Origin of the sequence: Rhodococcus sp. SGAir0479 (assembly GCF_005484805.1) — a bacterium.
Lineage (GTDB): Bacteria > Actinomycetota > Actinomycetes > Mycobacteriales > Mycobacteriaceae > Prescottella.
Genome location: NZ_CP039432.1, coordinates 1,617,776 through 1,644,770 on the forward strand (window position 1 = coordinate 1,617,776; position 26,995 = coordinate 1,644,770).

The following is a 26,995-nucleotide window of genomic DNA, read 5'->3' on the forward strand; positions in this document are numbered from 1 at the left end:
GCCATATGACCGTTTCATCCCGGGCGAAAACCCGTCCGGGCGCGGAATGGATCTTGATATGGTGTGGTGCCGATGCAACCCGAGCATTCTGCTCTCAGGGGGCGAGTCAATGAAGATGTCAGAATCCGGGGGACCGGGCGAGCGCGGTTCCGATACTCCGAACCTTCCTGCCGAGGCGTTCCCGCTCTCGGCGGCGCAACGGAGTATGTGGTTCGCGCAGCAACTCACGCCGGGTGTCCCGATTTTCATCGCCCAGTACGTCGCCGTGCACGGCGACCTGGACGTGGACCTGCTCCATCGCAGCGGGCTGACCGTGTCGGGAGAGTTCCAGTCGCCGTACTTGCGGCTGATCGAGGTCGACGGCGAGCCGTGGCAGCTGATCGACCCGGAGACCGACACCTCGATCGGGCGGGTCGACCTGCGGGACCGGCCGGATCCGATGGCGGCCGCACGTGAGTGGATGGAGCACGACTACTCGGTGCCCATCGACCTGACGCGCGACCGGCTGATCGACATGACGATTCTCCAGGTCGGCGACCGGGACTTCCTGTGGTACAGCCGCATTCATCATGTCGCCCTGGACGGGTACAGCGGCATGACGATGGCGAACCGGATGGCCGCCCTCTACACCGCGGCGGTCGAGCACCGCGAGCCGGAACCGAACCGCGCACTCGAACTACGCGAGCTGCTCGAAATCGACCGGAAGTACCGGGCATCGAGCCGGTTCCAGACCGACCGTGAGTACTGGGCCGATCACATCGCGGGCATCGAAGGGGGCACGACGCTCGCGACGACCGACGGGCCGGTGGCCGCGGTCAGCCGGTACGAGAACGCACCGCTGCCGGCCGCCGTGGTGGAGGCGCTCGACTCGACCGATCGACGCTCGGAGGCCACCCCGGCCGCGGTGCTCATCGCCGCGTTCGCGTGCTACCTCGCGCGCATGACCGGCCGCACGGACGTGCTGGTCAACATGCCGGTGTCGGCACGGACGACGGCACCGCTGCAGCGCTCGGGCGGCATGATGGTCAATGTGGCACCGCTGCGTGCGACGGTGCTGCCCGGCGACACCGTCGGCGACGTGGTCGGCCGCATCCAACTGGAACTGATGGGTGCGCTGCGGCACCAGCGATGCAGTATCGAGGACATCCGGCGCGACGCCGGTCTGACCGGGACGGCCCGCGGGTTGGCCGGACCGATGGTCAACGTCATGCTCTTCCACCAGAAGATGACCCTCGGGTCGATGGAGGGCGAGTACCACATCGTCACCTCCGGGCCGGTCGAGGACCTGCTCATCAACTTCTTCCAGAGTGGAAGTCCGACAACGACATTCGTCGAGTTCCGGGCGAACCCGAACCGCTACACCCAGGACGAACTGCACACGCACCACCGACGGTTCCTCGAACTGGTCGAGGAATTCGTCCTGGCCGCACCCGACACTCCCGTCGCGGACGTCCACGCAGAGAGTTCGATCGTCGGCGCGCAGCTGCTGCGGACCGCCGCGCAGCTCGAGTTCTGGTCACGCGAGCTCGACGGGCTGCCCGACATCCTGTCGCTGCCGTCGGACCGTCCCCGGCCCAACCGGCGCACTCTCGACAGTGACCACGTCGACTTCACCGTTCCGGCGCGGGTGCACCAGGGGTTGGTCGAACTGGCCGGCCGGCGCGGGTGCACCGTGTTCGCCGGCGTCCACGCCGCGCTGGCGGTGCTGCTGGCCCGTCTCGCCGACGTCGACGACCTCGCGATCGGTACACCGGTCGTGGGCAACGGGAGCGGGGGCGAGTTCGTCAACACGTTGGTGCTGCGGACCCGGCTGCGCGCGGGAGTCTCCTTCGACGACCTGCTCAGCGACGTCTGCGCGGCGGATCTGGCCGCGTTCGAGCACGCCGAGACACCGTTCGCGCAGCTCGTGGAGGCGCTCGACCGGGAGCGGGACAACGCGCACTCGCCGCTGTTCCAGGTGCTACTCGAATTCGTCGACGCCCACAATCCGCACCTGCGCGGCGACGACCTGGTCGTGCGGGGGACCGCCACCGAACCCGACCTCTCGGCACTGGACCTGCGTCTGACGGTCGCCGAGCGGTATGCCGGCGACGGCACCGGTGAGCAGGTCCCGGCTGGTCTGACGGCTACCCTGGGTTTCGCGACCGACCTGTTCGACCGGTCGACCATCGAGGAACTGGCGCACCGATTCGTCCGGGTCCTCGACGCCGTGCTGCTCGATCCGGCGGTGACCGTCGCGGACATCGATCTGCTGAGCGCCGACGAGCGGCGGACGCTGTCGGGGGTCCGGGGTGGGGACGGTGTCGTACCCCGCCCGCTCGCGGACCTGCTGGGCGCGGCCGCGGCGATGGACCCGGAGCGGCCCGCGCTGTCCTACGAGGGCCGCGAGGTGAGCTATCGGGAGCTCGACGAGCACTCGAATCGACTGGCGCGCATGCTGATCGACCGCGGCGTCGGTCCCGAGTCGGTGGTGGCGTTGTCGATGCCGCGCTCTCTCGACTCGGTCGCGTCGGTGTGGGCGGTGGCCAAGACCGGTGCGGCCTTCGTGCCCGTCGACCCCAAGTACCCCGCAGACCGGATCGAGCACATGCTGACCGACTCCGGGGCGGTGCTGGCGTTGACGGTCGCCGACCACGCGGCAGCGATGGCCGGCGTCGTGCCGTCCCTCGTGCTCGACGCACCCGGCTTCACCGTCCAGACAGGCGAGTGGTCCGCCGAGCCGGTCACCGACGCCGACCGGCTCGCGCCGGTGCACGTCGACCAGGCGGCGTACCTCATCTACACCTCCGGTTCGACGGGCACACCAAAGGGTGTCACGGTCTCCCACCGCGGCCTGGCGAACTTCGCGGAGGACGAACGCGCCCGGTACCGGGTCACCCCGCAGTCGCGCACCCTGCACTTCTCCTCACCGAGCTTCGACGCGTCGGTGCTCGAGCTGATGCTCGCGTTCGGTGCCGGCGCGACCATGGTGATCGCCCCGCCGACCATCTACGGCGGCGCGGAACTGACCGCGCTGCTGCGGCGGGAGCGGGTCACCCACGCCTTCGTCACGCCGGCCGCTCTCGGGTCGGTCGACGCGAACGCGCTCGCCGACCTCGAATGCGTCGTCACCGGTGGCGAGGCGTGCCCGCCGTACCTGGTCGAGCAGTGGGCGCCTCGGCACCGGATGTTCAATGCGTACGGGCCCACGGAGGCGACAGTCGTGTCGAGTGTGTCGACCCCGCTCGAGGTGGGGCGCGCGGTCACGATCGGCAGCCCACCCCTCGGAACCGGAGCGCTGGTCCTCGACGGCCGGCTGCAGCCGGTGCCGGTGGGTGTCGCCGGCGAGCTGTACGTGTACGGCGCCGGGCTCGCCCGCGGCTACCACCTGCGGGTCGGGACCACCGCCGAACGTTTCGTCGCCAACCCGTTCGGTACGGCCGGAACGCGCATGTACCGGACCGGCGACCTGGTCCGGTGGAACCGCCGAGGAGAGCTGGAGTATCTGGGGCGCACCGACTTCCAGATCAAGATCCGCGGCTACCGGATCGAGCTCGGTGAGGTCGAGGCCGCGCTGCGTTCGCACCCCGAGGTGGGGTTCGCACTCGCCACCGGGTACGTCGGGCCGTCGGGCGACACCGTCCTGGTCGCGTACGTCCAACCGGAGAGCCGGCAGGAACTGCAGGGCGCGGGTAGCCGTCTCGGTGCCGACGTGGTGGCGCACGTCTCCGAGGTCCTGCCCCCGCACATGGTCCCCGCCAGCGTCGTGGTGCTCGAATCGCTGCCGTTGACCCCGGCCGGCAAGCTGGACCGACGGTCGCTGCCCGAACCCCGCTTCGAGACGGACACGGGCGAGTTCCGGCCGCCCACCACCCTCGACGAGAAGAAGATCGCCGGGGTGTTCTCGGAGCTGCTGGGTATCGAGCGGATCGGCACCACCGACAGCTTCTTCGACCTCGGCGGCAACTCGTTGACCGCCACCCGCATCGTCGCCCGCATCAACGCGACCCTGGGCACCGAACTCGGCGTCCTCGACCTGTTCGAGGCCCCCACGGTCGGTGCGCTCGCGGCCCGGGTGGAGGCAGCCGGCCCCGGCCGCGGCGCGCGGCCCCCGCTCGTTCCCCGCGAGCACGACGGTCCGATCCCGGTGTCGCTCGCGCAGCAGCGGATGTGGTTCGTCAACCAGTTCGCGCCGGCGTCGGCGGCGTACAACATCCCCATCGCGGTCCGCCTGCACGGCGACCTGAATGTCGACGCGCTGCAGGCCGCGCTCGGCGACGTCATCGCGCGCCACGCCGTGCTGCGAACGATGTTCCCGAACACCGCGGACGGTCCCGTCCAGGACGTGCGCCCCGCAGCGGAGGTCCCTGTCGCGCTCGACCCCGTCGACGTGACCGAGGACGAACTGCCGGGCCGGCTGCACGCCGCCGCGACCGCGGGGTTCGACGTCACCGCCGAGTTCCCGGTGCGGGCAGGCCTGTGGCGGACCGGCTCCGAGGACCACGTGCTGACCCTGGTCGTGCACCACATCGCCGCCGACGGGTTGTCGATGGCCCCGTTGGCCCGCGACGTGATGGTGGCGTACGGCGCACGCGCCGCCGGCGGCGGGCCGGAGTGGCCCCCGCTCACGGTCCAGTACACCGACTACTCGCTGTGGCAGCGGGAGCTGCTGGGCGCGGAGGACGACCCGCACAGCGTGGTCGCCCGCCAGCTCGACTTCTGGCGCGAGGCGCTGGCCGGCGCCCCGGATCTGTTGGAGTTGCCCACCGACCGGCCCCGCCCCCCGCAGCAGTCGATGCGCGGCGCGGAGGTCGACTTCACGATCGCCTCGCACCTGCACCGACGGCTCCTCGAGGTCGCGGCCGAGAACGAGGCGAGCCTGTTCATGGTGCTGCACGCGGCACTGGCGGTGCTGCTGGCCCGCCTGAGCGGCGGCTCCGACATCGCCGTCGGCTCGCCGGTGTCCGGGCGCGGCGAGGCCGAACTCGACGATCTGGTCGGCATGTTCGTCGGCACCGTGGTGCTGCGCACCGAGGTGGAACCGGTGGCACCGTTCGGGGACCTGCTGGCCCGCACCCGCACCACCGACCTGGCGGCACTCGGCAACACCGACTTGCCGTTCGAGCGGCTGGTGGAGGTCCTCGACCCGCCGCGCTCGGCCGCTTACTCGCCGCTGTTCCAGGTGATGCTGGTGCTGCAGGGCGACGACCGCAATCGGTTCGAGCTGCCCGGCGTCACCGTCGAGGTGGACGAGATCGGCACCGGCACCGCGAAGTTCGACCTGCAGCTCATCCTCACCGAGGCGACAGACGAGAAGGGGGAGCCGGGTCCCCTGGAGTCGACGTTCGCGTACGCCACCGACCTGTTCGACGCCGGCACCGTCGCGGCGTTCGCGGAGCGCTTCGTCCGGATCCTCGAGTCGATCGCTGTCGACACCACCGTCCGGGTCGGTGACATCGACGTGCTCGTCGACGGTGAACGCGAACTCGTGCTCGGCGAGTGGAACGCCACCGACCACGACGTGCCCGCCGGGACCCTCGCGGATCTGTTCGACGCGCAGGTCCGCCGCACCCCGCATGCGCCGGCGTTGACGTTCGGTGACGCGGAGCTGACTTACGGGCAGTTCGCGTCCGAGGTCCGCCGCCTCGCGCGCGAGCTGATCGCGATCGGCGTGGGCCCCGAGTCCCGGGTGGCGCTGTCGATGCGGCGATCCCTGAATCTGCTGATCGGCATGTACGCGGTGGTCGAGGCCGGCGGCGCCTACGTTCCGCTCGATCCCGACCACCCGTATGCCCGCACCGAGTACGTGCTCGACAGCGCCGCGCCCGTGTGCGTGCTGACCACCCGTCGTGATCACGGCCGGTTGCCTGCGGGCGTGGACGTGATCGAGATCGACCGTCTCGATCTGCACCGACACGACGACGGTCCGATCCGCCCGGGGGAGCGACGCGGAACACTGCGCGGCAGCCACATCGCGTACGTCATCTACACCTCCGGGTCGACGGGCCGCCCCAAGGGCGTGGCCGTCAGCCATGCGGCGATCGTCAACCGGCTGGCCTGGATGCAGGCCGAGTACGGATTGACGCCCGCGGACGTGGTGGTGCAGAAGACCCCGGCGACGTTCGACGTGTCGGTGTGGGAGTTCTTCTGGCCGCTGCAGACCGGGGCGAGCCTGGCGATCGCCGTCCCGGACGGACACCGCGACCCGGCCTACCTGTCGGAGTTGATCGCCGAGCGCCACGTGAGCGTCGCGCACTTCGTGCCCTCGATGCTCGCCGCGTTCGTCGCCGGCGCCGATCCCGGACAGTGCCGATCGTTGCGGACGGTGTTCTGCAGCGGCGAGGCACTGCCGCCCGCCACCGCGGCCGCGTTCACGGCGTTCGCGGCAGCGTCGTCGGCGTCCGGAACCGACCTGCACAACCTGTACGGCCCCACCGAGGCGGCGGTCGACGTCACCTACCGCCGCTACACCGCGGGCGACACGGTGTCGGTGCCCATCGGTGCCCCCGTCTGGAACACGCAGGTGTTCGTGCTCGACGCGCGCCTGCACCCGGTGCCCGCGGGCGTCCCGGGCGAGCTCTATCTCGCCGGCGCCCAGCTGGCCCGCGGGTACGTGGGCCGTCCCGATCTGACGGCCGACCGGTTCGTCGCGAACCCGTTCGACGAGGCCGGGACGCGCATGTACCGCACGGGAGACGTCGTCCGCTGGCGCAGGACCGAGCGACTGGACTACGCCCTGGACTACCTGGGTCGCACCGACTTCCAGGTCAAGCTGCGCGGTCTGCGCATCGAACTGGGAGAGGTGGAGGCGGCGCTGCTCGCTCAGCCCGAGGTCGGGCAGGCCGTGGTCGTGGTGCGCAGCGACGACATCGTCGGTGAGGCGCTCGTGGGCTACGTGATCGCCGAACCGGGGGCGACGGTGGACCCGTCGGCACTGCGCGATGCGGTCGCCGAGTCGCTGCCCTCCTACATGGTCCCGTCGCAGATCCTGCTGCTCGACGAGTTTCCGCTCGGTGCCACCGGCAAACTGGATCGCCGCGCCCTGCCGGACCCCGAATTCCGCAGCACCGAAACGGAATTCGTCGCGCCTCGCAACCCGGTCGAGGAGATCGTGGCGTCGATCTTCGGTGAGCTGGTCGCGGCGCCGCGGGTGGGCGTGTTCGACAGCTTCTTCGACCTCGGCGGCAACTCGCTGACCGCCACCCGGCTGGTGGCGCGGATCAACGCCGCACTCGACACCCGGATCGGGGTCCGCGAGGTCTTCGACGCCCCGACCGTGTCGGCGCTGGCACGCCGGATCGAGACCGCCGGCAGCCGCGGCGGCGACCAGCCCCCGCTGATGCCGCAGGAACGGCCCGCCACCGTCCCGGTGTCGTTGGCGCAGAAGCGGATGTGGTTCATCAACCAGTTCGACACCGATTCGGCCGCCTACAACGTGGTGTTGCCGCTGCGCCTCGACGGCGACCTGGACCGGGACGCGCTGCGTGCCGCGCTCACCGACGTCCTCGACCGTCACGAGTCGCTGCGCACCCGGTTCCCGATGGTCGACGGCGAGCCCACCCAGGTTGTCGTGCCGGTCGGCGCGGTCGCCGCGGACCTCGAACCGGTCGCGGTCTCCGAGACCGAGGCGCCGGAGCGGATCGCCCGGTTCGCGGGCACCGGATTCGACGTCACGCTCGCGCCCCCGGTGCGGTCGATGCTGCTGCGGATCGCCCCGCAGACGCACGTGCTGGTGATCGTCGTGCACCACATCTGTGCCGACGGGTTCTCCCTGGCACCGCTGGCCCGGGACGTGATGAGCGCCTACATCGCCCGACTCGAGGGCCGGACGCCGCAATGGGATGCCCTGCCGGTGCAGTACGCCGACTACACGCTCTGGCAGCACCGGGTGCTCGGCAGCACCGACGATCCGGACAGCCTGCTCTCGACACAACTCGACTACTGGGCCCACGCGCTCGACGGGCTGCCCGAAGTGCTCGAGCTGCCCACCGACCGGCCGCGGCCGGCGCAGCGCTCGATGCGCGGCGCCGTCCACCGGTTCCGGATCGACGCCGACGCGCATCGCCGACTGGTGACGATCGCCCGTGCCCGTAACTCGACCGTGTTCATGGCCGTCCACGCGGCCCTGTCCGCGCTGCTCGCCCGGCTGGGGGACACCGACGACCTCGCGATCGGCACCCCCGTCGCGGGCCGCGGCGAGGCCCACCTGGACGCGCTGGTGGGCATGTTCGTCAACACGCTCGTGCTGCGCAGCCGCTTCGATCCGGCGGCGACGTTCGCCGCCCTGCTCGACGGCGTCCGAGACACCGACCTGAACGCGTTCCACCACGCCGACCTGCCGTTCGAGCGATTGGTCGACGCGGTGGCCCCCGAGCGGTCCACCAGCCATTCCCCGCTGTTCCAGGTGATGCTCGAGTTCCGCAACGTCGAACAGCCGCGGCTCGAGCTGCCGGGACTGACGGTCTCCGTCGTCGACGCCGGACCGCCGATCGCGAACTTCGACCTGCAGCTGACCCTCACCGAGGAGTTCGACGACGCGGGGGCCCCCGCCGGGATGGCCGCCGGTTTCACCTACGCGACCGACCTGTTCGATCCGGCCACGGTGGCGCGGCTCGCCGAACGCTTCTCCGGGGTGCTGCAGGCGGTCACGACCGACCCGCAGACCCGCGTCGGCGACATCGCCCTGCTCACGGAGCCCGAGCGGGCAGACCTGGCCCCGGTCGGCGGCGGTGCCGGTGTCCCCGCCCGGACCCTGCCGCAGCTGCTCGCCGCGGCCGCCGTCGTCGACCCGGACGCACCCGCGCTGGTGTCCGAGGGCACCTCGGTGTCCTACCGCGATCTCGACGACCGCTCGAACCGGCTGGCACGGTTGCTCCTCGCGCGCGGAATCGGCCCGGACGCCGTGGTCGCGCTCGCCCTGCCGCGCTCGGCCGATTCCGTGACCGCAACGTGGGCGGTCGCCAAGACCGGTGCCGCGTTCGTGCCCGTGGACCCGAACTACCCGCCCGACCGGATCGAGCACATGCTCACCGATTCCGGTGCGGCGCTCGGGGTGACGACGGCCGCCCACCGCGACACGCTGCCGGCGTCCACCGACTGGCTGGCGCTCGGCACCGACGACACCGCCGCGGCCGTGGCGCACCAGGCGGGCGGTCCGGTCACCGACGCCGACCGGGTGCGCCCACTGCACATCGACGACCCCGCCTACCTCATCTACACGTCCGGGTCGACCGGCACCCCGAAGGGCGTCGTCGTCTCGCACCGGGGGCTGGCCAACTTCGCGGCGGAGGAACGCACCCGCTTCGGGGTGACCCCCCACTCACGCACCCTGCACTTCTCGTCGCCGAGCTTCGATGCGTCGATCCTCGAACTGCTGCTCGCGGTGGGCGCAGGCGCCACCATGGTGATCGCGCCGGCATCCGTGCTCGGCGGGGAGGAACTGCGCGATCTGCTGCGCGCGCAGGACGTCACCCACGCGTTCGTGACCCCGGCCGCGTTGGGGTCGGTCGATCCCGCCGGGTTGCGCCGCCTCGAGTGCATCGTCACCGGTGGTGAGGCGTGCCCACCGGAGCTGGTGGCGCAGTGGGCGCCCGGACGGCGGATGTTCAACGCGTACGGGCCCACCGAGGCGACCGTCGTGGCGAGTGTCAGCGAACCGCTGGCCGTGGGCGTCGCGGTGACGATCGGACGCCCGCCGATGGGTACCGGCGCCGTGGTCCTGGACGCGCGCCTGCATCCGGTCCCGGTCGGGGTGCCCGGCGAGCTCTACCTGCTGGGCACCGGTCTGGCGCGGGGCTACCACCGCCGGCCCGGCACCACCGCCGGGCGCTTCGTGGCCGGCCCGTTCGGGGCACCCGGTGAGCGCATGTACCGCACCGGTGACCTCGTGCGGTGGAACGGTTCCGGCCAGCTCGAGTACCTCGGCCGCACCGACTTCCAGGTGAAGATCCGCGGCTTCCGGATCGAACTCGGCGAGGTCGAGTCCGCGCTGCGCCGGTATCCGGGTGTCGCCCGCGCGGTGGCCACGGTCGACGGCAGTGGCCCGTCGAGCCGGCTGGTCGGGTACGTCGTTCCCGACGCGACGACCGACGTCGCGCTCGACCCCGCCGAGGTGATCGCCTTCGTCGGCACGTTCCTGGCGTCGTACATGGTGCCGTCGGCGGTGCTGGTGCTGGACGCGCTGCCGCTCGGCCCGGCCGGGAAGATCGACCGGAAGGCGCTGCCGACCCCCGATTTCGGTGCCCGCACCGTGCGCGGACGGGAGCCGCGATCCGAGCGGGAACGGCAGTTGGCGGCGTTGTTCGCCGAGGTTCTGGGACTGGACGCGGTGGGCGTGGACGACTCGTTCTTCGCGCTCGGCGGCGACAGCATCATGTCCATCCAGCTGGTCTCGCGGGCGAAGACCGCGGGTCTGCACTTCTCGCCGCGCGACGTCTTCGACCACAAGACCGTCGCGGCACTGGCCGCGGTCGCGCAGACCGCCGCAGAGGCCACGGTGCTCGCCGAACTCGACGGCGGCGGCCTCGGGAACGTCCCGCTGCTGCCGGTGGCCCGGTGGCTGCTGGGCCGGGGCGGTCACCACGACCGGTTCTCACAGGCCGCGCTGCTCACCGCCCCCGAGGGCCTCGACGAGGCCACCCTCGCCGGGGCGTTGCAGGCCGTGCTCGACCGGCACGACATGCTGCGCGCCCGGATCCGTCCCGGCGAACACCGGATGATCGTGCCGCCGCCGGGCACGGTGTACGCCGAGTGGCTGATCCGGCGCGTCGAGGTCGCCGAGGAGCCGGGCAGCGACACGTTCGCCGACCTCGTCCGCGCCGAGCTCGACGCGGCCGAGGACCGCCTCGATCCCGCCGCCGGTGACATGGTGCAGGTGGTGTGGCTCGGCACCCGCGGCCGTCCGGGTCGACTGCTGATCGTCGTGCACCACCTCGTCGTCGACGGCGTCTCGTGGCGCATCCTGGTGCCCGACCTCGCGACCGCCTGGACCCAGCTCGCCGCCGGGGGACGGGCCGACCTCGCGCCCGTTGGCACGTCCTTCCGGCGGTGGGCACACGGGCTGGTCGAGACCGCCCCGGAACGGCGCGACGAGCTCGCGCACTGGCAGCGGGTACTCGCCGGCGACGACCCGCTGCTCGGTCGTCGGCCGCTGGACCCGGCCGTCGACGTGGCCGCCACCGTGGACTCCGTCACCGTCGAGGTCTCACCCGACGTCACCGCCGCGCTGCTGACCACCGTGCCGGACGCGTTCCGCGGGTCTGTCAACGACGGCCTGCTCACCGCGCTGGCCCTGGCGCTGGTGCGGTGGCGGCGCGAGCAGGGCGCTTCCGCGACCGCCGACGCGCTCGTCACCCTCGAGGGGCACGGGCGCGAGGACGCGGTGTTGCCCGGCGCCGACCTGGCGCGCACCGTCGGGTGGTTCACCACGCTGTTCCCGGTGCGCCTCGACCTCGCCGGGATCGACATCGACGACGCGTTCGCCGGCGGCCGCGGCACCGCCGCCGCCGTGAAGGCCGTCAAGGAACAGCTGCTGGCGGTACCCGACCACGGCATTGGGTACGGCATGCTGCGCTACCTCGACGCGGACGGGAACCGGACCCTCCGGAATCTGCCGACACCGCAGGTCAGCTTCAACTACCTCGGCCGCCTCACCTCCGGTGTGCCCGCCGACGGGACCGGGTGGGTGCCAACCGACGAAGCCGCCCTGGATGTTCTCCAGGACGCCGACCGCCCGGTGGCGTCGGTGCTCGACATCAACGCCGTCACCACCGGCGGCGCGGACGGGGCACGCCTGCGCGCCACGTGGGGATTTCCGACCGGCGCGATCGACGCCGCCGCGGTGCAGACGCTCGCGGGGTTGTGGTCCGATGCGCTCGTCGCCCTCGCCCGGCACGTGTCGCGCCCCGGTGCCGGCGGTTTGACGCCCTCCGATCTCGACCTGGTCGCACTCGACCAGCGTCGGATCGAGGACCTCGAGCGGCGGTACCCGCAACTGACCGACGTGTGGTCGTTGTCGCCGCTGCAGGCGGGCCTGCTGTTCCACGCGCTGCTGGCCGACCGCTCCGTCGACGCCTACATGGTGCAGATGATGCTCGACGTCCGGGGCGCCGACCCGGCGCGGCTGCTGCGGGCGGGCCAGGCGCTGCTGGACCGGCACCCGAACCTGCGGGCCGCGTTCGTGCACGGCGCCGACGGCGTTCCCGTGCAGGTGGTCCAGGACGGTGTGGTGCTGCCGTGGCACGAGGTCGACCTCTCGGAACTCGACGAGCAGGACCGGGACCGCGCCCTCGCTCGCCTGCTGGCCGAGGACCGCGCCCACCGCTTCGACATGGAGCGGGCGCCGCTGATGCGCTTCACGCTGGTCCGTACCGGCCCCGACGAGCACCGGCTGGTGCTGACCAACCACCACATCCTGCTCGACGGCTGGTCGACGCCGCTGATGATGCAGGAGCTGCTGACCCTGTACGCGACCGACGGCGACACCACGGTGCTGCCGCGCGTCCACCCGTACCGCGACTACCTGGCCTGGATCGCCGCGCAGGACGACGCGGCGTCGCTGCAGGCCTGGGTCGACGCGCTCGCGGGGCTCGACGAGCCGACGCTGCTGGCGCCGCTCGATCGCGGCCGGGAGCAGTCGACGGTGCCGGACGCCGTCGAGCTGGCACTCGACGCGCAGACGACCGCGCGCCTGTCGTCGTTGGCGCGGCAGTGGGGTGTCACGCTCGCCACCATGGTCCAGACGTCGTGGGCGGTGGTTCTCGGTGCGCTGACCGGCCGCGACGACGTCGTGTTCGGCGGCACCGTGTCCGGGCGTCCGCCGCACATCGACGGCATCGAATCGATGATCGGCCTGTTCATCAACACGCTGCCGGTCCGGGTGCGCCTCGGCCGGGAGGAGACCGTCGGTGACCTGCTGCGCCGGACGCAGGCCGAACAGGCGGGTCTGCTCGACCACCACCACGTCGGCCTGACCGACATCCAGGACGCCGTCGGTCCCGCGCTCGCCTTCGACACGCTCACCGTGTTCGAGTCCTATCCGGTGGACCGGTCCGCGATCGAGGAGACCGACATCGCCGGCCTGCGTCTGCTGCGGATCCACGAGGGCACCGACGCGGCGCACTACCCGATCACGCTGGTCGCGAACGCCGACGACCGGCTGCGAATGAAGCTCGAGTACCTGCCCGAACTGTTCGAGCGCGGGCAGGCCGAGGCGCTCACCGAGCGGGTCGCGCGCGTGCTGTCGACGATCGCCGACGACCCGCAGTGCCCGTTGGCCCGGCTGCGGCTGCTGTCCGACGCCGAGTGGGCCGAGTTGGTGCCGCTCCGCGGACGCCCGGGCCGATCGGTGCGCACCCTGCCCGACGTGTTCGCCGCGGCTGCCGCGCGCGACCCGGAGGCCGTCGCGCTCGTCTCCGGCGAGGTGGAGGTGACCTACGGGGAGCTCGACGCGCAGTCGAACCGGCTCGCCCGCGTCCTCATCGACGCCGGCGTGGGGCCGGAAACCGCCGTGGCACTGGGCATTCCGCGATCGATCGAATCGGTGCTCGCGGTCTGGGCGGTCACCAAGGCGGGTGCGGCGTTCGTGCCGGTGGACCCGAACTATCCCGCGGACCGCGTGGTGTTCATGCTCGAGGACTCCGGGGCCGCGATCGGACTCACCGTCTCGGCTGCGCGCGAGCGGTTGTCCGACACGGTGCCGTGGACGGTCCTCGACGACCCCGCACTCGCCGAACACTGCGCTGCCCGCTCGGCCGCCCCGATCACCGACGCCGACCGGCGGACGCCGCTGCGCCTGCACCATCCGGCGTACATGATCTACACCTCGGGAACCACCGGCCGGCCCAAGGGCGTCGTCGTCACCCACGCCGGGATCGGCAATCTGGCCGACGAGACGACCACCCGCTTCGCGACGACATCGGCGTCGCGGACCCTGCACTTCTCGACGCCCAGCTTCGACGCGGCCGTCCTGGACTACCTGATCGCGTTCCCCGCGGGCGCGACCATGGTGATCGCGCCGACCACCGTGTACGGCGGTGCGGAACTGGCCGGGTTGATCCGCGAGCAGCACGTCACCCACGCCTGGATCACCGCGGCGGCCGCCGCCACCGTCGATCCGGCCGGCCTCGACGAGTTGACCGCGGTGGTGGTGGGCGGCGAGGCGGTGCCGCCCGAGCTGGTCGCCCGGTGGGCACCCGGACGGCGCTTGTACAACGGTTACGGGCCGACCGAGACGACGGTGCTGGGGAACCTCAGCTCGCCGCTGGTGACGGGCGCGACCGTCGCGATCGGCACCCCCGTCAGCGGTGAGAGCGAACTGGTACTCGACGCGAGTCTGCGGCCGGTGCCGGCCGGGGTGCCGGGTGAGCTGTACATCAGCGGGCCCGGCCTGGCCCGCGGCTATCACCGCCGGCCGGGCCTGACGGCCGAGCGGTTCGTCGCCAACCCGCACGGCGAGCCCGGTGAGCGCATGTACCGCACCGGCGACATCGTCCGGGTCGGGGCCGGCCGTGCGCTCGAGTACATCGGCCGATCCGACTTCCAGGTCAAGATTCGCGGGTTCCGGATCGAACTCGGCGACATCGACAACGCCTTCGGCGAGCATCCCGACATCCGGTTCGCCGTCACGGTCGGACGCCCGGGCCCGACCGGGGAGACGGCGCTCGTGACCTACGTGCTCCCCACCGCGGGTGCGCGCCCCGAGCCCGGAGCCCTGCGCGACTACGCCGCCGAGCGGCTGCCCGCCCAGATGGTGCCGGCGAGCATCATGGTCCTCGACGAACTGCCGCTCACCCCGATCGGCAAGCTCGATCGCCGCGCGTTGCCGGATCCGGAGTTCCTGCCGTCGGAGACCGAGTTCCGCGCACCGACCAACCCGACGGAGCAGGCGATCGTCGACGTCTTCGCCGAGGTGCTGGGGCTAGAGCGGATCGGTGTCGACGACAGCTTCTTCGACCTCGGCGGCAACTCGCTGATCGCGACGCGGGTGGTGGCACGGTTGGCCACCGCGCTGGGTGTCGACGTCGGGGTCCGGGCGCTGTTCGAGGCGCCGACGGCCCACGAGCTGGCCCGATGGGTGGGCCACGAGACCGTCGCGGCCGCGTCCCGGCCACCCCTCGTGCCCACCGAGCGACCCGCGCACGTGCCGCTGTCCCTGGCGCAGAAGCGGATGTGGTTCATCAATCAGTTCGACACCGACTCCGCGGCGTACAACATCCCGCTCGCGGTCCGGCTCAGCGGGGAGCTCGACATCGGCGCGCTGCAGGCGGCGGTCGGAGACGTCGTCGAGCGGCACGAGTCGCTGCGCACCCACTTCCCGGCGCCGGACGGCGAACCCGAGCAGGTGATCGTCCCGGCCGCGGACGCCGTCCCCGACCTCACCGTGGTCGACCTCCCTCCGGAGGAGCTGCCCGGCCGCATCGCGGCACTGATCTCCCGCGGATTCGACGTCACCGCGGCCGTGCCGGTCCGGGCCGAGCTGGTCCGGCTCGGCCCCACCGAACACGTCCTCACGATGGTCGTGCATCACATCTGCGCGGACGGCTTCTCGATGGCGCCGCTCGCGCGGGACGTGATGACCGCGTACCTGGCCCGCACCGGCGGCCACCTGCCGCAGTGGGCGCCGCTGCCGGTGCAGTACGCGGACTTCGCGGCCTGGCAGCGCCAGGTTCTCGGCGCCGAGGACGATCCGGAATCGCTGATCAGCCGCCAGCTGGCGTTCTGGACCGACACGCTGGCCGGGCTGCCCGACGCGATCGCGTTGCCCACCGACCGGCCGCGGCCGGCGCAGCAGAGTTTCGCCGGCGCGCGGGTGCACTTCACCGTCCCGGCCGACGTGCACCGGTCGCTCGCCGAACTCGCACGGCGCGAGGGCGCCACCATGTTCATGGCCGCGCACGCCGCGCTGGCGGTGCTGCTCGCGAAGCTCAGCGGCGGCGACGACATCGCGATCGGCACGCCCGTCGCCGGCCGCGGCGAGGCCGAGATCGACGACCTCGTCGGCATGTTCGTCAACACCCTGGTGCTGCGCAGCACGGTCGAGCCGGGGACCGGTTTCGGTGACCTGCTCGCCCGCACCCGTCAGGCCGATCTGGCCGCGTTCGCGCACGCCGACCTGCCGTTCGAGCGCCTGGTCGACCTGCTGGCCCCCGAACGGTCGACCGCACACTCGCCGCTGTTCCAGGTGCTGCTGGAATTCCAGAACAACGAACTGCCTCGTCTCGAACTGCCCGGCCTGGTGGCCGAGCCGGTGGCCGCCGAACTGGAGGTGGCCAAGTTCGACCTGCAGCTCACCCTCGCCGAGCGACACGACGAGCGCGGAGTCCCCGACGGCATCGACGCTGCGTTCACCTACGCGACGGACATCTTCGACCCCGACACCGTCCGCGACCTGGGGGAGCGGTTCACCCGGCTGCTGACCGCGGTCACCTCCGACTCGGCTCGCCCGACCGGGGACGCCGTGCTCACCACGGCGGACGAAGTCGCCACGATGATCGACGAGTGGAACACCGCCGGCCGGCGCGCCCCCGCGGTCAGCCTCGCCGACCGGCTGGCCCGGTCCGTCGCTCGGTTCGCCGACCGCGGCGCCGTCACCTACGAGGGCCGGACCCTCACCTACGCCGAGTTGGACGCGCGCGCCAACCGCCTCGCCCGGCACCTCACCGATCGCGGCGTCGGCCCGGAATCCCTCGTCGCCGTGGCGTTGCCCCGCTCGACCGAGCTCGTGGTCGCGCTGCTCGCGGTGGTCAAGGCCGGCGCCGGTTACCTGCCGCTGGACGTGACGTATCCGGCCGAGCGCCTGGCCTTCATGCTCGAGGACGCGGCACCGGCGTGCGTCCTGACCACGACCGCGGACGCGGACGCGGTCCCGGACACCGGGGTGCCGCTGGTCCGGCTGGACGACGCCGACGTCGCCGCCGCGGTGGCGGCCGCGTCCGACCGGCCGATCACCGACGCCGACCGCCGCGCCCCGCTGCGGCCCGACGACATCGCGTACGTGATCTACACGTCCGGCTCGACCGGACGACCCAAGGGCGTGCAGGTCTCCCACCGCAACGTGCTGACCCTGTTCGAGAACACCGCGGCCACCTTCGGATTCGACGAGTCCGACGTGTGGACGATGTTCCACTCGTACGCGTTCGACTTCTCGGTGTGGGAGCTGTGGGGCCCGCTGCTGCACGGTGGGCGTCTGGTGGTGGTGGACTTCTACACCGCCCGCTCGCCGGAGATGTTCCTCGACCTGCTGCAGTCCGAGGGCGTGACCGTCCTCAACCAGACGCCCACCGCGTTCTACCAGCTCGCCGAGGCCGACCGGATCGCGTCGGAGACGTCGTCGCCCGTGGCCGATCTCGCGCTGCGGTACGTCATCTTCGGCGGCGAGGCGTTGGACCTCGGCCAACTGGGCCGGTGGTACGCGCGCCACCGCGACGACGCTCCGCGCCTGGTGAACATGTACGGCATCACCGAGACCACGGTGCACGTCACGTGGCTCGCCCTCGACCGCGGATTCGCGGCGGAGGCGAACGCCAGCGTCGTGGGCCGCGCCGTGCCGGGGCTGCGGGTGATGATCCTCGACGAACGACTGCACCCGGTGCCGCCGGGCGTCACCGGCGAGATGTACGTCAGCGGCGACCAGGTCACCCGCGGTTACCTCGGCCGGTCGGCACTGACGTCGAGCCGGTTCGTCGCCGACCCGTTCGGGACGGACGGCGCTCGCATGTACCGCACCGGCGATCTCGCCCGGTGGCAGAAGCACGGGCCGGACTATGCGTTGGAGTACCTGGGTCGCAGCGACTTCCAGGTCAAGATCCGCGGTTTCCGCATCGAGCTCGGCGAGATCGAGGCCGCGTTGCTGGGGTACCCCGGCGTCGCGCAGGCTGTGGTGACCGTGCACCAGGACGACCGCGGGCCCGCCCGGCTGGTCGGCTACGCGGTGCGCGAGCAGGGCGCCGACCCGGACGCGGCCCGGATACTCGACCACGTCGCGGGGGAGCTGACGTCGTACATGGTGCCGGCGGCGCTCGAAATCCTCGACGAGCTGCCGTTGACCGCCAACGGCAAACTCGACCGGAAGGCGTTGCCGCAGCCCGACTTCGGGACACGGACGAGTGCGAGCCGGGATCCGCAGACCGACGCCGAGCGGCTGCTCGCCGAGCTGTTCGCCGACGTCCTGCAGGTGGACACGGTGGGGGTGGACGACTCGTTCTTCGCGCTCGGCGGCGACAGCATCATGTCCATCCAGTTGGTCTCGCGCGCCAAGGCGGCGGGTCTGCAGTTCTCGCCGCGGGACGTGTTCGAGCACCGCACCGTCGCCGGTCTGGCGGCGGTCGCCGGCGCGGCCGAGAGCGAAACGCCCGTCCGGCTCGCGGAACTTCCCGGCGGCGGCGTCGGACGGTTCCCGGCCACACCCATAGTCCACTGGCTGCTGGATCGAGCGTCGGGTCACGAGGAGGTCCGGCGGGCGGACCTGCGCCGATACACCCAGACGGTGTTGCTGGCGCTGCCCGCGGGCATCGACCGGGACCAGCTCACCCGCACGCTGCAGGCCGTCCTCGACCGGCACGACATGCTCCGCGCCCGCCTGGACCTGGCCGGGGAACCGACGATCGAGGTCCGCGTCGGGGGCGCGGTCGCTGCCGCGGATCTGCTCACCCGGGTGCCGGTGTCGGCGCCGGCCGGGCCCGCGTTCCTCGACGTGGCCCGCACCGAACTGGACGCTGCTGCCGACCGTCTGGATCCGGAGGCCGGGATCCTGCTGCAGGCGGTGTGGTTCGACGCCGGTGACGCCGGTGGGCGGCTGCTGCTGGTGGTCCACCACCTGGCCGTCGACGGGGTGTCCTGGCGGATTCTGGTACCGGACCTGGCGTCGGCGTGGGCGCAGATCTCCGACGGCGCCGTGCCCGAACTCGCCCCGGTGGGGACGACGATGCGCCGCTGGGCGCACGGGCTCGCGGACGCCGCGGCCGCGGGCGCTCCCGGCCGCGGCCGGGAGGTCGATCTGTGGCGCACCGCCCTGGACACACCCGACCCGCTGATCGGCTCCCGTCCGCTGGACCCGGACGTCGATGTCCAGGGCACCGTGGACAAGGTGACGGTGGAGGTGCCGGCGACGGTCACCGAGGCGCTGCTGACCAGCGTCCCGCACGCCTTCCACGGCAACGTCGCCGACGGGCTGCTCGCCGCGCTCGCGCTGGCGCTGACCCGGTGGCGCCGCGCCCGCGGCAGCGACACCGAGGCCGCGCTGGTGAACCTCGAGGGCCACGGCCGCGAGGACCAGGTGATTCCCGGCGCCGACCTGGGCCGCACCGTCGGGTGGTTCACCACGATCTTCCCGGTCCGGCTGGATCTGGCCGGCATCGACGTCGACGACGCCTTCGCTGCCGGCCCGGCCGCCGGCGGCGCGATCAAGGCGGTCAAGGAACAGCTGTTGGCCGTCCCCGACCACGGCATCGGCTTCGGGATGCTGCGCTACCTCGACCCGCAGGCCGGGCCGATCCTCGCCGAGCTGCCCGTCCCGCAGGTGAGCTTCAACTATCTGGGCCGGCTGAGCGGCGCCGGCGGGGGAGCCGCCGGGACCGTCGGGTGGCTGCCGGTCACCGACGTCGATCTCGACGACGCCCCCAGCCCGACGCTGCCCGCCGCGAACGTCCTCGACGTCAACGCGATGGTCACCGACACCGCCGACGGGCCACGACTGCGGGCCACCTGGTCGTACCCGCGCGGTGTGCTCGCCGCCGTCGACACCGGCGAACTCGCCGACCTGTGGGTGCGGGCGCTCACCGCACTGGCCCGGCACGCCGATCACCCCGAGGCGGGCGGCCTTACCCCGTCCGACCTGGACCTGGTGCGGCTCGACCAGGCCGCGATCGACGCGCTCGAGCATCGCGTCCCGAACCTGACCGACGTGTGGTCGCTGTCGCCGCTGCAGGCGGGCCTACACTTCCACGCCGTCTACGCCGACGAATCGGTGGACGCCTACCTGGTGCAGCTGACGCTGTCGCTGGGCGGCGCCGTCGACGCCGATCGGCTGTGGCGCGCCGGCAACGCCCTGCTCGATCGGCACCCGAACCTGCGTGCGGCGTTCGTGCGGCCCGGCGGCGACGGCGCCGACGCCGATGTGGTGCAGGTGATCCCCGGGCACGTCGAGTTGCCGTGGACCGAGGTGGACCTCGCACGGCTCGACGCCACCGCACGGGCCCGCCGGTTGGCCGAATTGTCCCTGGCCGACCGGCTCACCAAGTTCGACCTCGAACAGGCGCCGGCGGTGCGGATGACACTGGTGCACATGGGCGGCGGCGACCACCGCCTGATCGTCACCAACCACCACATCCTGCTCGACGGCTGGTCGACACCGTTGGTGCTGCGGGACCTGCTGACGCTGTACGCCACCGACGGTGACGCGTCGGTGCTGCCGCGGGTGCACCCGTACCGGGACTACCTGGCGTGGATGCGCCGGCAGGACACCGCCGCGTCGACCGCGGCGTGGCGGCGGGCCCTGGCCGGGGTCGAGGAACCGACGCTGCTGGCCCCGCGGCTGCGACCGGATGTCGCCTCCACCGGCACCGACGAACTCGAGGTCACGCTGCCGGCCAAGCGAACCGAGGTGCTGCGGCGCCTGACCCGTGACCGCGGCCTGACCCTCAACACCGTGGTGCAGGCCGCGTGGGCGATTGTGCTGGGCGCCGCCACCGCCCGCACCGACGTGCTGTTCGGGGGGACGGTGTCGGGACGGCCCCCGCAGATCCCCGGCATCGAGTCGATGGTCGGACTGTTCATCAACACCCTCCCGGTGCGGATCACCCTCGACGCGTCCGAGACGCTCGGTGAACTGCTCGATCGGGTCCAGCGCGAGCAGGCCACGCTGCTCGACCACCACTATCTGGGCCTGGCCGACATCCAGAAGGCCACGGGCCCGGCGATCGCCTTCGACACGCTGACGGTCTTCGAGTCGTACCCGGTGGACCGCAACGCGCTCACCGCGGACACCGACATCGCGGGCATGCGGGTGACCGGGATCGCCGGCCGCGACGCCGCCCACTACCCGCTGTCGCTGGTGGCGTCGGTGGGGGACCGGCTCAACCTCAAGTTCGAGTACTTCCCGGAGTACTTCGACCGCGACGCGGTGGCCGCTCTCGCCACCCGGGTGGCGGTGGTGCTCGAACGGATCGCCACCGAGCCCGAGCAGCCGCTGGCGCGGCTGGACCTGCTCACCGAGGCCGAGCGGCGCGACCTGGCGCCGGTGCTGGGGAAGGCCGGCGGCTCGGTCCGGGCGCTGCCGGAGATCTTCGCGGACGCGGCGGCGCGGGACCCCGAGGCGATCGCGCTCACGTTCTCGGGCCGCGAGGTCACCTACCGCGAACTCGACGGCCGCTCGTCGCAGATCGCGCGCGTGCTCATCGATCAGGGCGTCGGGCCGGAGTCCTTCGTGGCGTTGGGCATTCCGCGGTCCGTCGAGTCGGTGCTGGCGGTGTGGGCGGTCGCGAAGACCGGTGCCGCCTTCGTGCCCGTCGACCCGAACTATCCGCTCGAACGGATCGAGCACATGCTCGCCGACTCGGGGGCCGGGCTGGGGTTGACGATCGCCGCGAACCGGCACCAGCTGCCCGACACCGTCACCTGGCTCACGCTCGAGGATCCCGAGTTCGCGGACGCCTGCGCGGCCCGCTCCGCCGACCCGGTCACGGACGCCGACCGCACCGCACCGCTCGGCCTCGACCACGCCGCGTACGTCGTCTACACGTCCGGGTCCACCGGCCGACCCAAGGGCGTCGTCGTCACCCACCAGGGACTCGACAACTTCGCGATCGACCAGCAGGAACGCTTCGGGGCCACCGCCGACTCCCGCACCCTGCACTTCGCGACACCGAGCTTCGACGGTGCGGTGTTCGAGTACCTGCAGGCGTTCGGGGTGGGCGCGACCATGGTGATCGCCGAACCGACGGTGTTCGGCGGCGCCGACCTGGCCCGGCTGCTCGCAGCCGAACACGTCACCCACGCGTTCGTGACCACCGCGGCGCTGTCGACGGTCGATCCGACCGGCCTCGACGAGTTCGCGCACGTCGCGGTCGGCGGTGAGGCGTGCCCGCCGGAACTCGCGAACCGGTGGGCGCCCGGCCGGCAACTGCACAACGCGTACGGGCCCACCGAGACGACCATCATGACCAACATCAGCGATCCGTTGGCCGCCGGCGCCCCCATCACGATCGGCGGTCCCATCCGCGGGGTCGGCGAGCTGGTCCTCGACCGGCGCCTGCAGCCGGTCCCGATCGGTGTTCCCGGCGAGCTGTACGTCACCGGGGTGGGGCTGGCGCGCGGCTACCACCGCCGGCCCGGCCTGTCCGCCGAGCGGTTCGTGGCCAACCCGTTCGGTAAGCCGGGGGAGCGGATGTACCGCACCGGCGACATCGTCCGCTGGCGCCCCGACTACACCATCGAATACGTCGGACGGACCGACTTCCAGGTCAAGGTGCGTGGCTTCCGGATCGAACTCGGCGAGATCGACGCCGCCCTCACGGCCGATCCCGCGGTCAGCTTCGCGGTCACGCTCGGGGTGCCGGGCCCGGCCGGGGACACCGTGCTCGCCTCGTACGTGCTGCCGCACCCGGGTGCGAGCGTGGCTCCGGCCGCGCTCACCGATCGGTTGTCGCAGCACCTGCCGACCCACATGGTCCCGGCCGCGATCACGATCCTGGACGAGATTCCGCTCACCCCGGTCGGCAAGCTCGACCGGGCGGCGTTGCCGGAACCCGAATTCGCGTTCGGCACCGGCGAATCCCACACGTTCCGGGCCCCGACGAATCCGCTCGAGTACACCCTCTCGGACGTCTTCTCGGAGGTGCTGGGGCTGGACCGGATCGGTATCGAGGACAGCTTCTTCGATCTCGGCGGCAACTCGCTGATCGCGACCCGGGTCACGGCTCGGCTCAGCGGGGTGCTCGACACCGACATCCCGGTCCGGGCACTGTTCGAGGCCCCCACCATCCACGCGCTGGCCCAGTGGATCGCCCGCGAGCGGGAGACCGCGGCGGCGTACGGCCGGCCCCCGCTGGTGCGGCGGGAACGACCGGAGCGGGTGCCGCTGTCCCTCGCGCAGCAGCGCATGTGGTTCATCAACCAGTTCGACACCGCGTCGGCCGCGTACAACATTCCGATGGCCGTCACGCTCACCGGCTTCCTGGACGTCGACGCGCTGCAGGCCGCCGTCGGGGACGTGCTGGCCCGGCACGAGTCGCTGCGCACCGCGTACCCGGTCGTCGACCGGGAGCCCACCCAGCGGGTGGTCCCGGTGGCCGAGGTGCTCACCGACCTCACCCCGGTGCCCGTGTCCGACGACGCGGACCTGCACGAGCGGATCGCCGCGTTCGCGTCGCGCGGATTCGACGTCACGGAGGCGCCGCCCGTGCGGGCGCAGCTGCTGCAGGTGGCCGCGGACACCCACGTGCTCGTCATCGTGGCGCACCACATCTGCGCGGACGGCTACTCGATGGCGCCGCTGGGCCGCGACGTCATGGCCGCGTACACCGCCCGGGCCGCGGGCGGTGCACCCCAGTGGGCGCCGCTGCCGGTCCAGTACACGGACTTCACGCTGTGGCAGCACGAGCTGCTCGGCTCGGACGACGACCCCCAGTCGCTGCTGCGCCGTCAGCTCGACTTCTGGACCGCGGAACTCGCGGGCCTGCCCGACGTCATCCAGCTGCCCACCGACCGCCCCCGGCCGGTGCAGCAGTCCTTCCGGGGCGGCCGCGTCGAGTTCCGAATCCCCACCGACCTGCACGCCCGCGTGGGTGCACTCGCGCGCCGGCACGGGGCCAGCATGTTCATGGCGATGCACGCGGCCCTGGCGACGCTGCTGGCCCGGCTCGCGGACACCGACGACATCGCCATCGGCACGCCCATCGCCGGGCGCGGCGAGGCCGACCTCGACGAGCTGGTCGGCATGTTCGTCAACACGCTGGTGCTGCGGACCCGCGTCGACCACGGTGCGGCGTTCGACGACATCCTGCGGCAGGCCCGCGAGACGGACCTGGCGGCCTTCGGGCACGCCGAGGTGCCGTTCGAGCGGCTCGTCGAGGAGATCAATCCGCCCCGATCGACGTCGTACTCGCCGCTGTTCCAGGTGTCCATCGAGTTCCAGAACAACGAGCGGCCGCGCCTCGAGCTGCCGGGCCTGGTGGTCGAGGGCGTCGGCATCGACGCCCAGGTCGCGAAGGAAGACCTCGAACTCGTCCTGGCCGAGGAGTTCACGGACGACGGTGCGGCGGCCGGAATCAAGGCGTCGCTCGACTACGCGACCGACCTGTTCGACGAGGACACCGTGCGCGGCTTCGCCGAGCGGTTCGTGCGGGTGCTCGACGCGGTCGCCGCCGATCCGCAGCGTGCGGTCGGCGACATCGAGATCCTCGACTCGACGGAGCTGGCGGCGCTCGCGCCCGCGGCCGGCGGGCCCGGAGTGTCCCCGCACGTGTGGCCGGAGCTGCTCACCAGCGCCGCGGCGCTCGACCCCGACGCGATCGCGCTGTCCTATCTGCGGCGCACCGTCACGTACCGCGAGCTCGACGAGCAGTCCAACCGGCTGGCCCGGGTGCTGGCCGAACGCGGCGTCGGCCCGGAGACCTTCGTCGCCCTCGGGATGCCCCGGTCGATCGAGGAGATCGTCTCGATCTGGGCGGTCGCCAAGGCGGGCGCGGCGTTCGTGCCGGTCGATCCCAACTACCCGGCCGAGCGGATCGCGCACATGCTGACCGACTCCGGCGCCCGCGTGGGACTCACGACGGCCGCGCTGCGGGAACGGCTGCCCGACACGGTGCCCTGGATCATCGTCGACGACGACGACGTCGCCGCGCGGATCGCCGCGGTGTCGGCCGCCGCGATCGGCGACGACGACCGGACCGCTCCACTGCACCTGCAGCACCCGGCGTACCTCATCTACACGTCGGGCTCGACGGGCCGGCCCAAGGGTGTGGTCGTCACCCACCTGGGCCTCGCGAATCTGACCGCCGAGGAGCATGCCCACTTCCTGGTCACCCCGCAGTCCCGGGTCTCGCACCTGGCGTCCCCGAGCTTCGACGCCTCGGTGTTCGAGATGATGATGGCCTTCAGCGCCGGCGCCCGGCTGGTCATCGTGCCGCCCACCGTCTACGGCGGCAGCGAACTGGCCGAGCTGTTCTCGCGCGAGGGCGTCACCCACGGGTTCATCACGCCCACCGCGCTGGCCTCCATCGAGGACACGGAACTCGAAGCACTGGAGGTCCTCGCGGTGGCCGGGGAGGCGTGCCCGCCGGAACTGGTCGCCAAGTGGGCGCCCGGACGCCGGATGTTCAACGGGTACGGCCCCACCGAGACCACGATCCAGGCCAGCGTCAGCGCCCCGATGCAGCCGGGCGAGGTGGTCGACATCGGCGGGCCGGCGATCGGCTTCCGGGAGGCGGTGCTCGACGGCCGGCTGCGGCCCGTGCCGGTGGGGGTGCCGGGTGAGCTGTACATCTCCGGTCCCGGCCTGGCCCGCGGCTACCACAACCGACCCGGCATCACCGCGGATCGCTTCGTGGCCAACCCGTTCGGGGAACCCGGAACGAGGATGTACCGCACCGGCGACATCGTCCGGTGGCGGCCCGACCACACCATCGAGTACATCGGCCGGTCGGACTTCCAGGTCAAGGTGCGTGGCTTCCGCATCGAGCTCGGCGAGATCGACGCCGTCCTCACACGGCACCCGGCGATCACGTTCGCCGCGACGCTCGGCCACCCCGGCCCGTCCGGGGACACGCTGCTCGCCTCCTACGTCCGGCCCGTCGAGGGGCACACCGTCGAGTCCCGGGATCTGCGCGCACACGTGGCCGCCCAACTGCCGGCGCACATGGTGCCGTCGGCGATCGTGGTGCTCGACGACATCCCGCTCACCCCGGTCGGCAAGCTCGACCGGCGGGCGTTGCCCGCGCCCGAGTTCACCTCGCTCACCGCGGAGTTCCGGCCGCCGACGACCGCGACCGAGCGGGCCGTCACCGAGGTGTTCGCGGAGGTCCTCGGCATCGAGCACGTCGGCGTCGACGACAGCTTCTTCGATCTGGGCGGCAACTCGATCATCGCGACCCGCATCATGTCGGAACTACAGTCGCGCGTCGGCCGCCAGATCCCGCTCCAGACGATGTTCCTGGACCCGACCCCGGCGGGGCTGGCCAAGCGCATCGACCTGCCCGTCGGCTACCTCGGGCACGACCAGTCGCCCGTCGACGACGCGCTCCAGGTGGTCATTCCGCTGCGCTCCAACGGCGAACGCCCACCGCTGTTCTGCGTCCATCCCGGCATCGGGCTGTCGTGGGGCTACGCGGGCCTGGTCCAGTACCTGGCGAGCGACCGGCCCGCCTTCGGTCTGCAACTGCCGCTGCTGAGCGGCGGACCGCACTTCCCGTCGGTGCAACAGCTCGCGCACCGCTACGTGGAGGAGATCCGCGTGGTCCAGCCGCACGGGCCGTACGACCTGCTCGGGTGGTCGCTGGGCGGGGTGATCGCCCACGCGATGGCCGTCGAACTCCGCAGCGCCGGAGAGGAAGTGACGACGCTCGCCATCATGGACAGCTACCTCACGGACGAGTCCGACGCCACCGGGCCGCTCACCGTCGTCGAACTGCTCGAGGGCCTGGGCCTGGACCTGTCCGCGTACGGTGACGTGCGGGAACTCACGTACGCCCAGGCGGTGGACCTGCTCAACGAGACGCTGGGGCAGGAAACGGGGCTCACACCGGCGCACCTGCGGCGGATCAACGAGGGCTTCACGACGTCCGCGCAGATCATGAACCGGTACACGCCCGAGGTGTTCGACGGTGACCTGTTGTTCTTCACCGCGGGACGCGGGGACGGCAGCGGGGACACCGGACGCGAGCACACGCCGCAGGAATGGCAGTCCGCGGTCACCGGGAGCATTCGGGAGATCACCATCGACTGCGAGCACAACCAGATGATCGAGCCGGCGGTGCTCGCGGAGATCGGGCCGCTGCTCGAAGAGCACCTTGCCGATCACTGA

General features: G+C 72.0%; 1 protein-coding gene. It reads left to right on the top strand.

The window, feature by feature from the left end; translation table 11 throughout:
• Positions 1 to 109 precede the first annotated feature (109 nt).
• Positions 110 to 26,995: a non-ribosomal peptide synthase/polyketide synthase gene (locus E7742_RS07595; RefSeq protein ID WP_137798396.1), complete on the top strand. Its 26,886-nt coding sequence runs from the start codon at positions 110 to 112 to the stop codon at positions 26,993 to 26,995.

Bases quoted from the DNA above. Each gene is read 5' to 3' on its own strand.
- E7742_RS07595 (WP_137798396.1), top strand. From the start codon at position 110: ATGAAGATGTCAGAATCCGGGGGACCGGGCGAGCGCGGTTCCGATACT.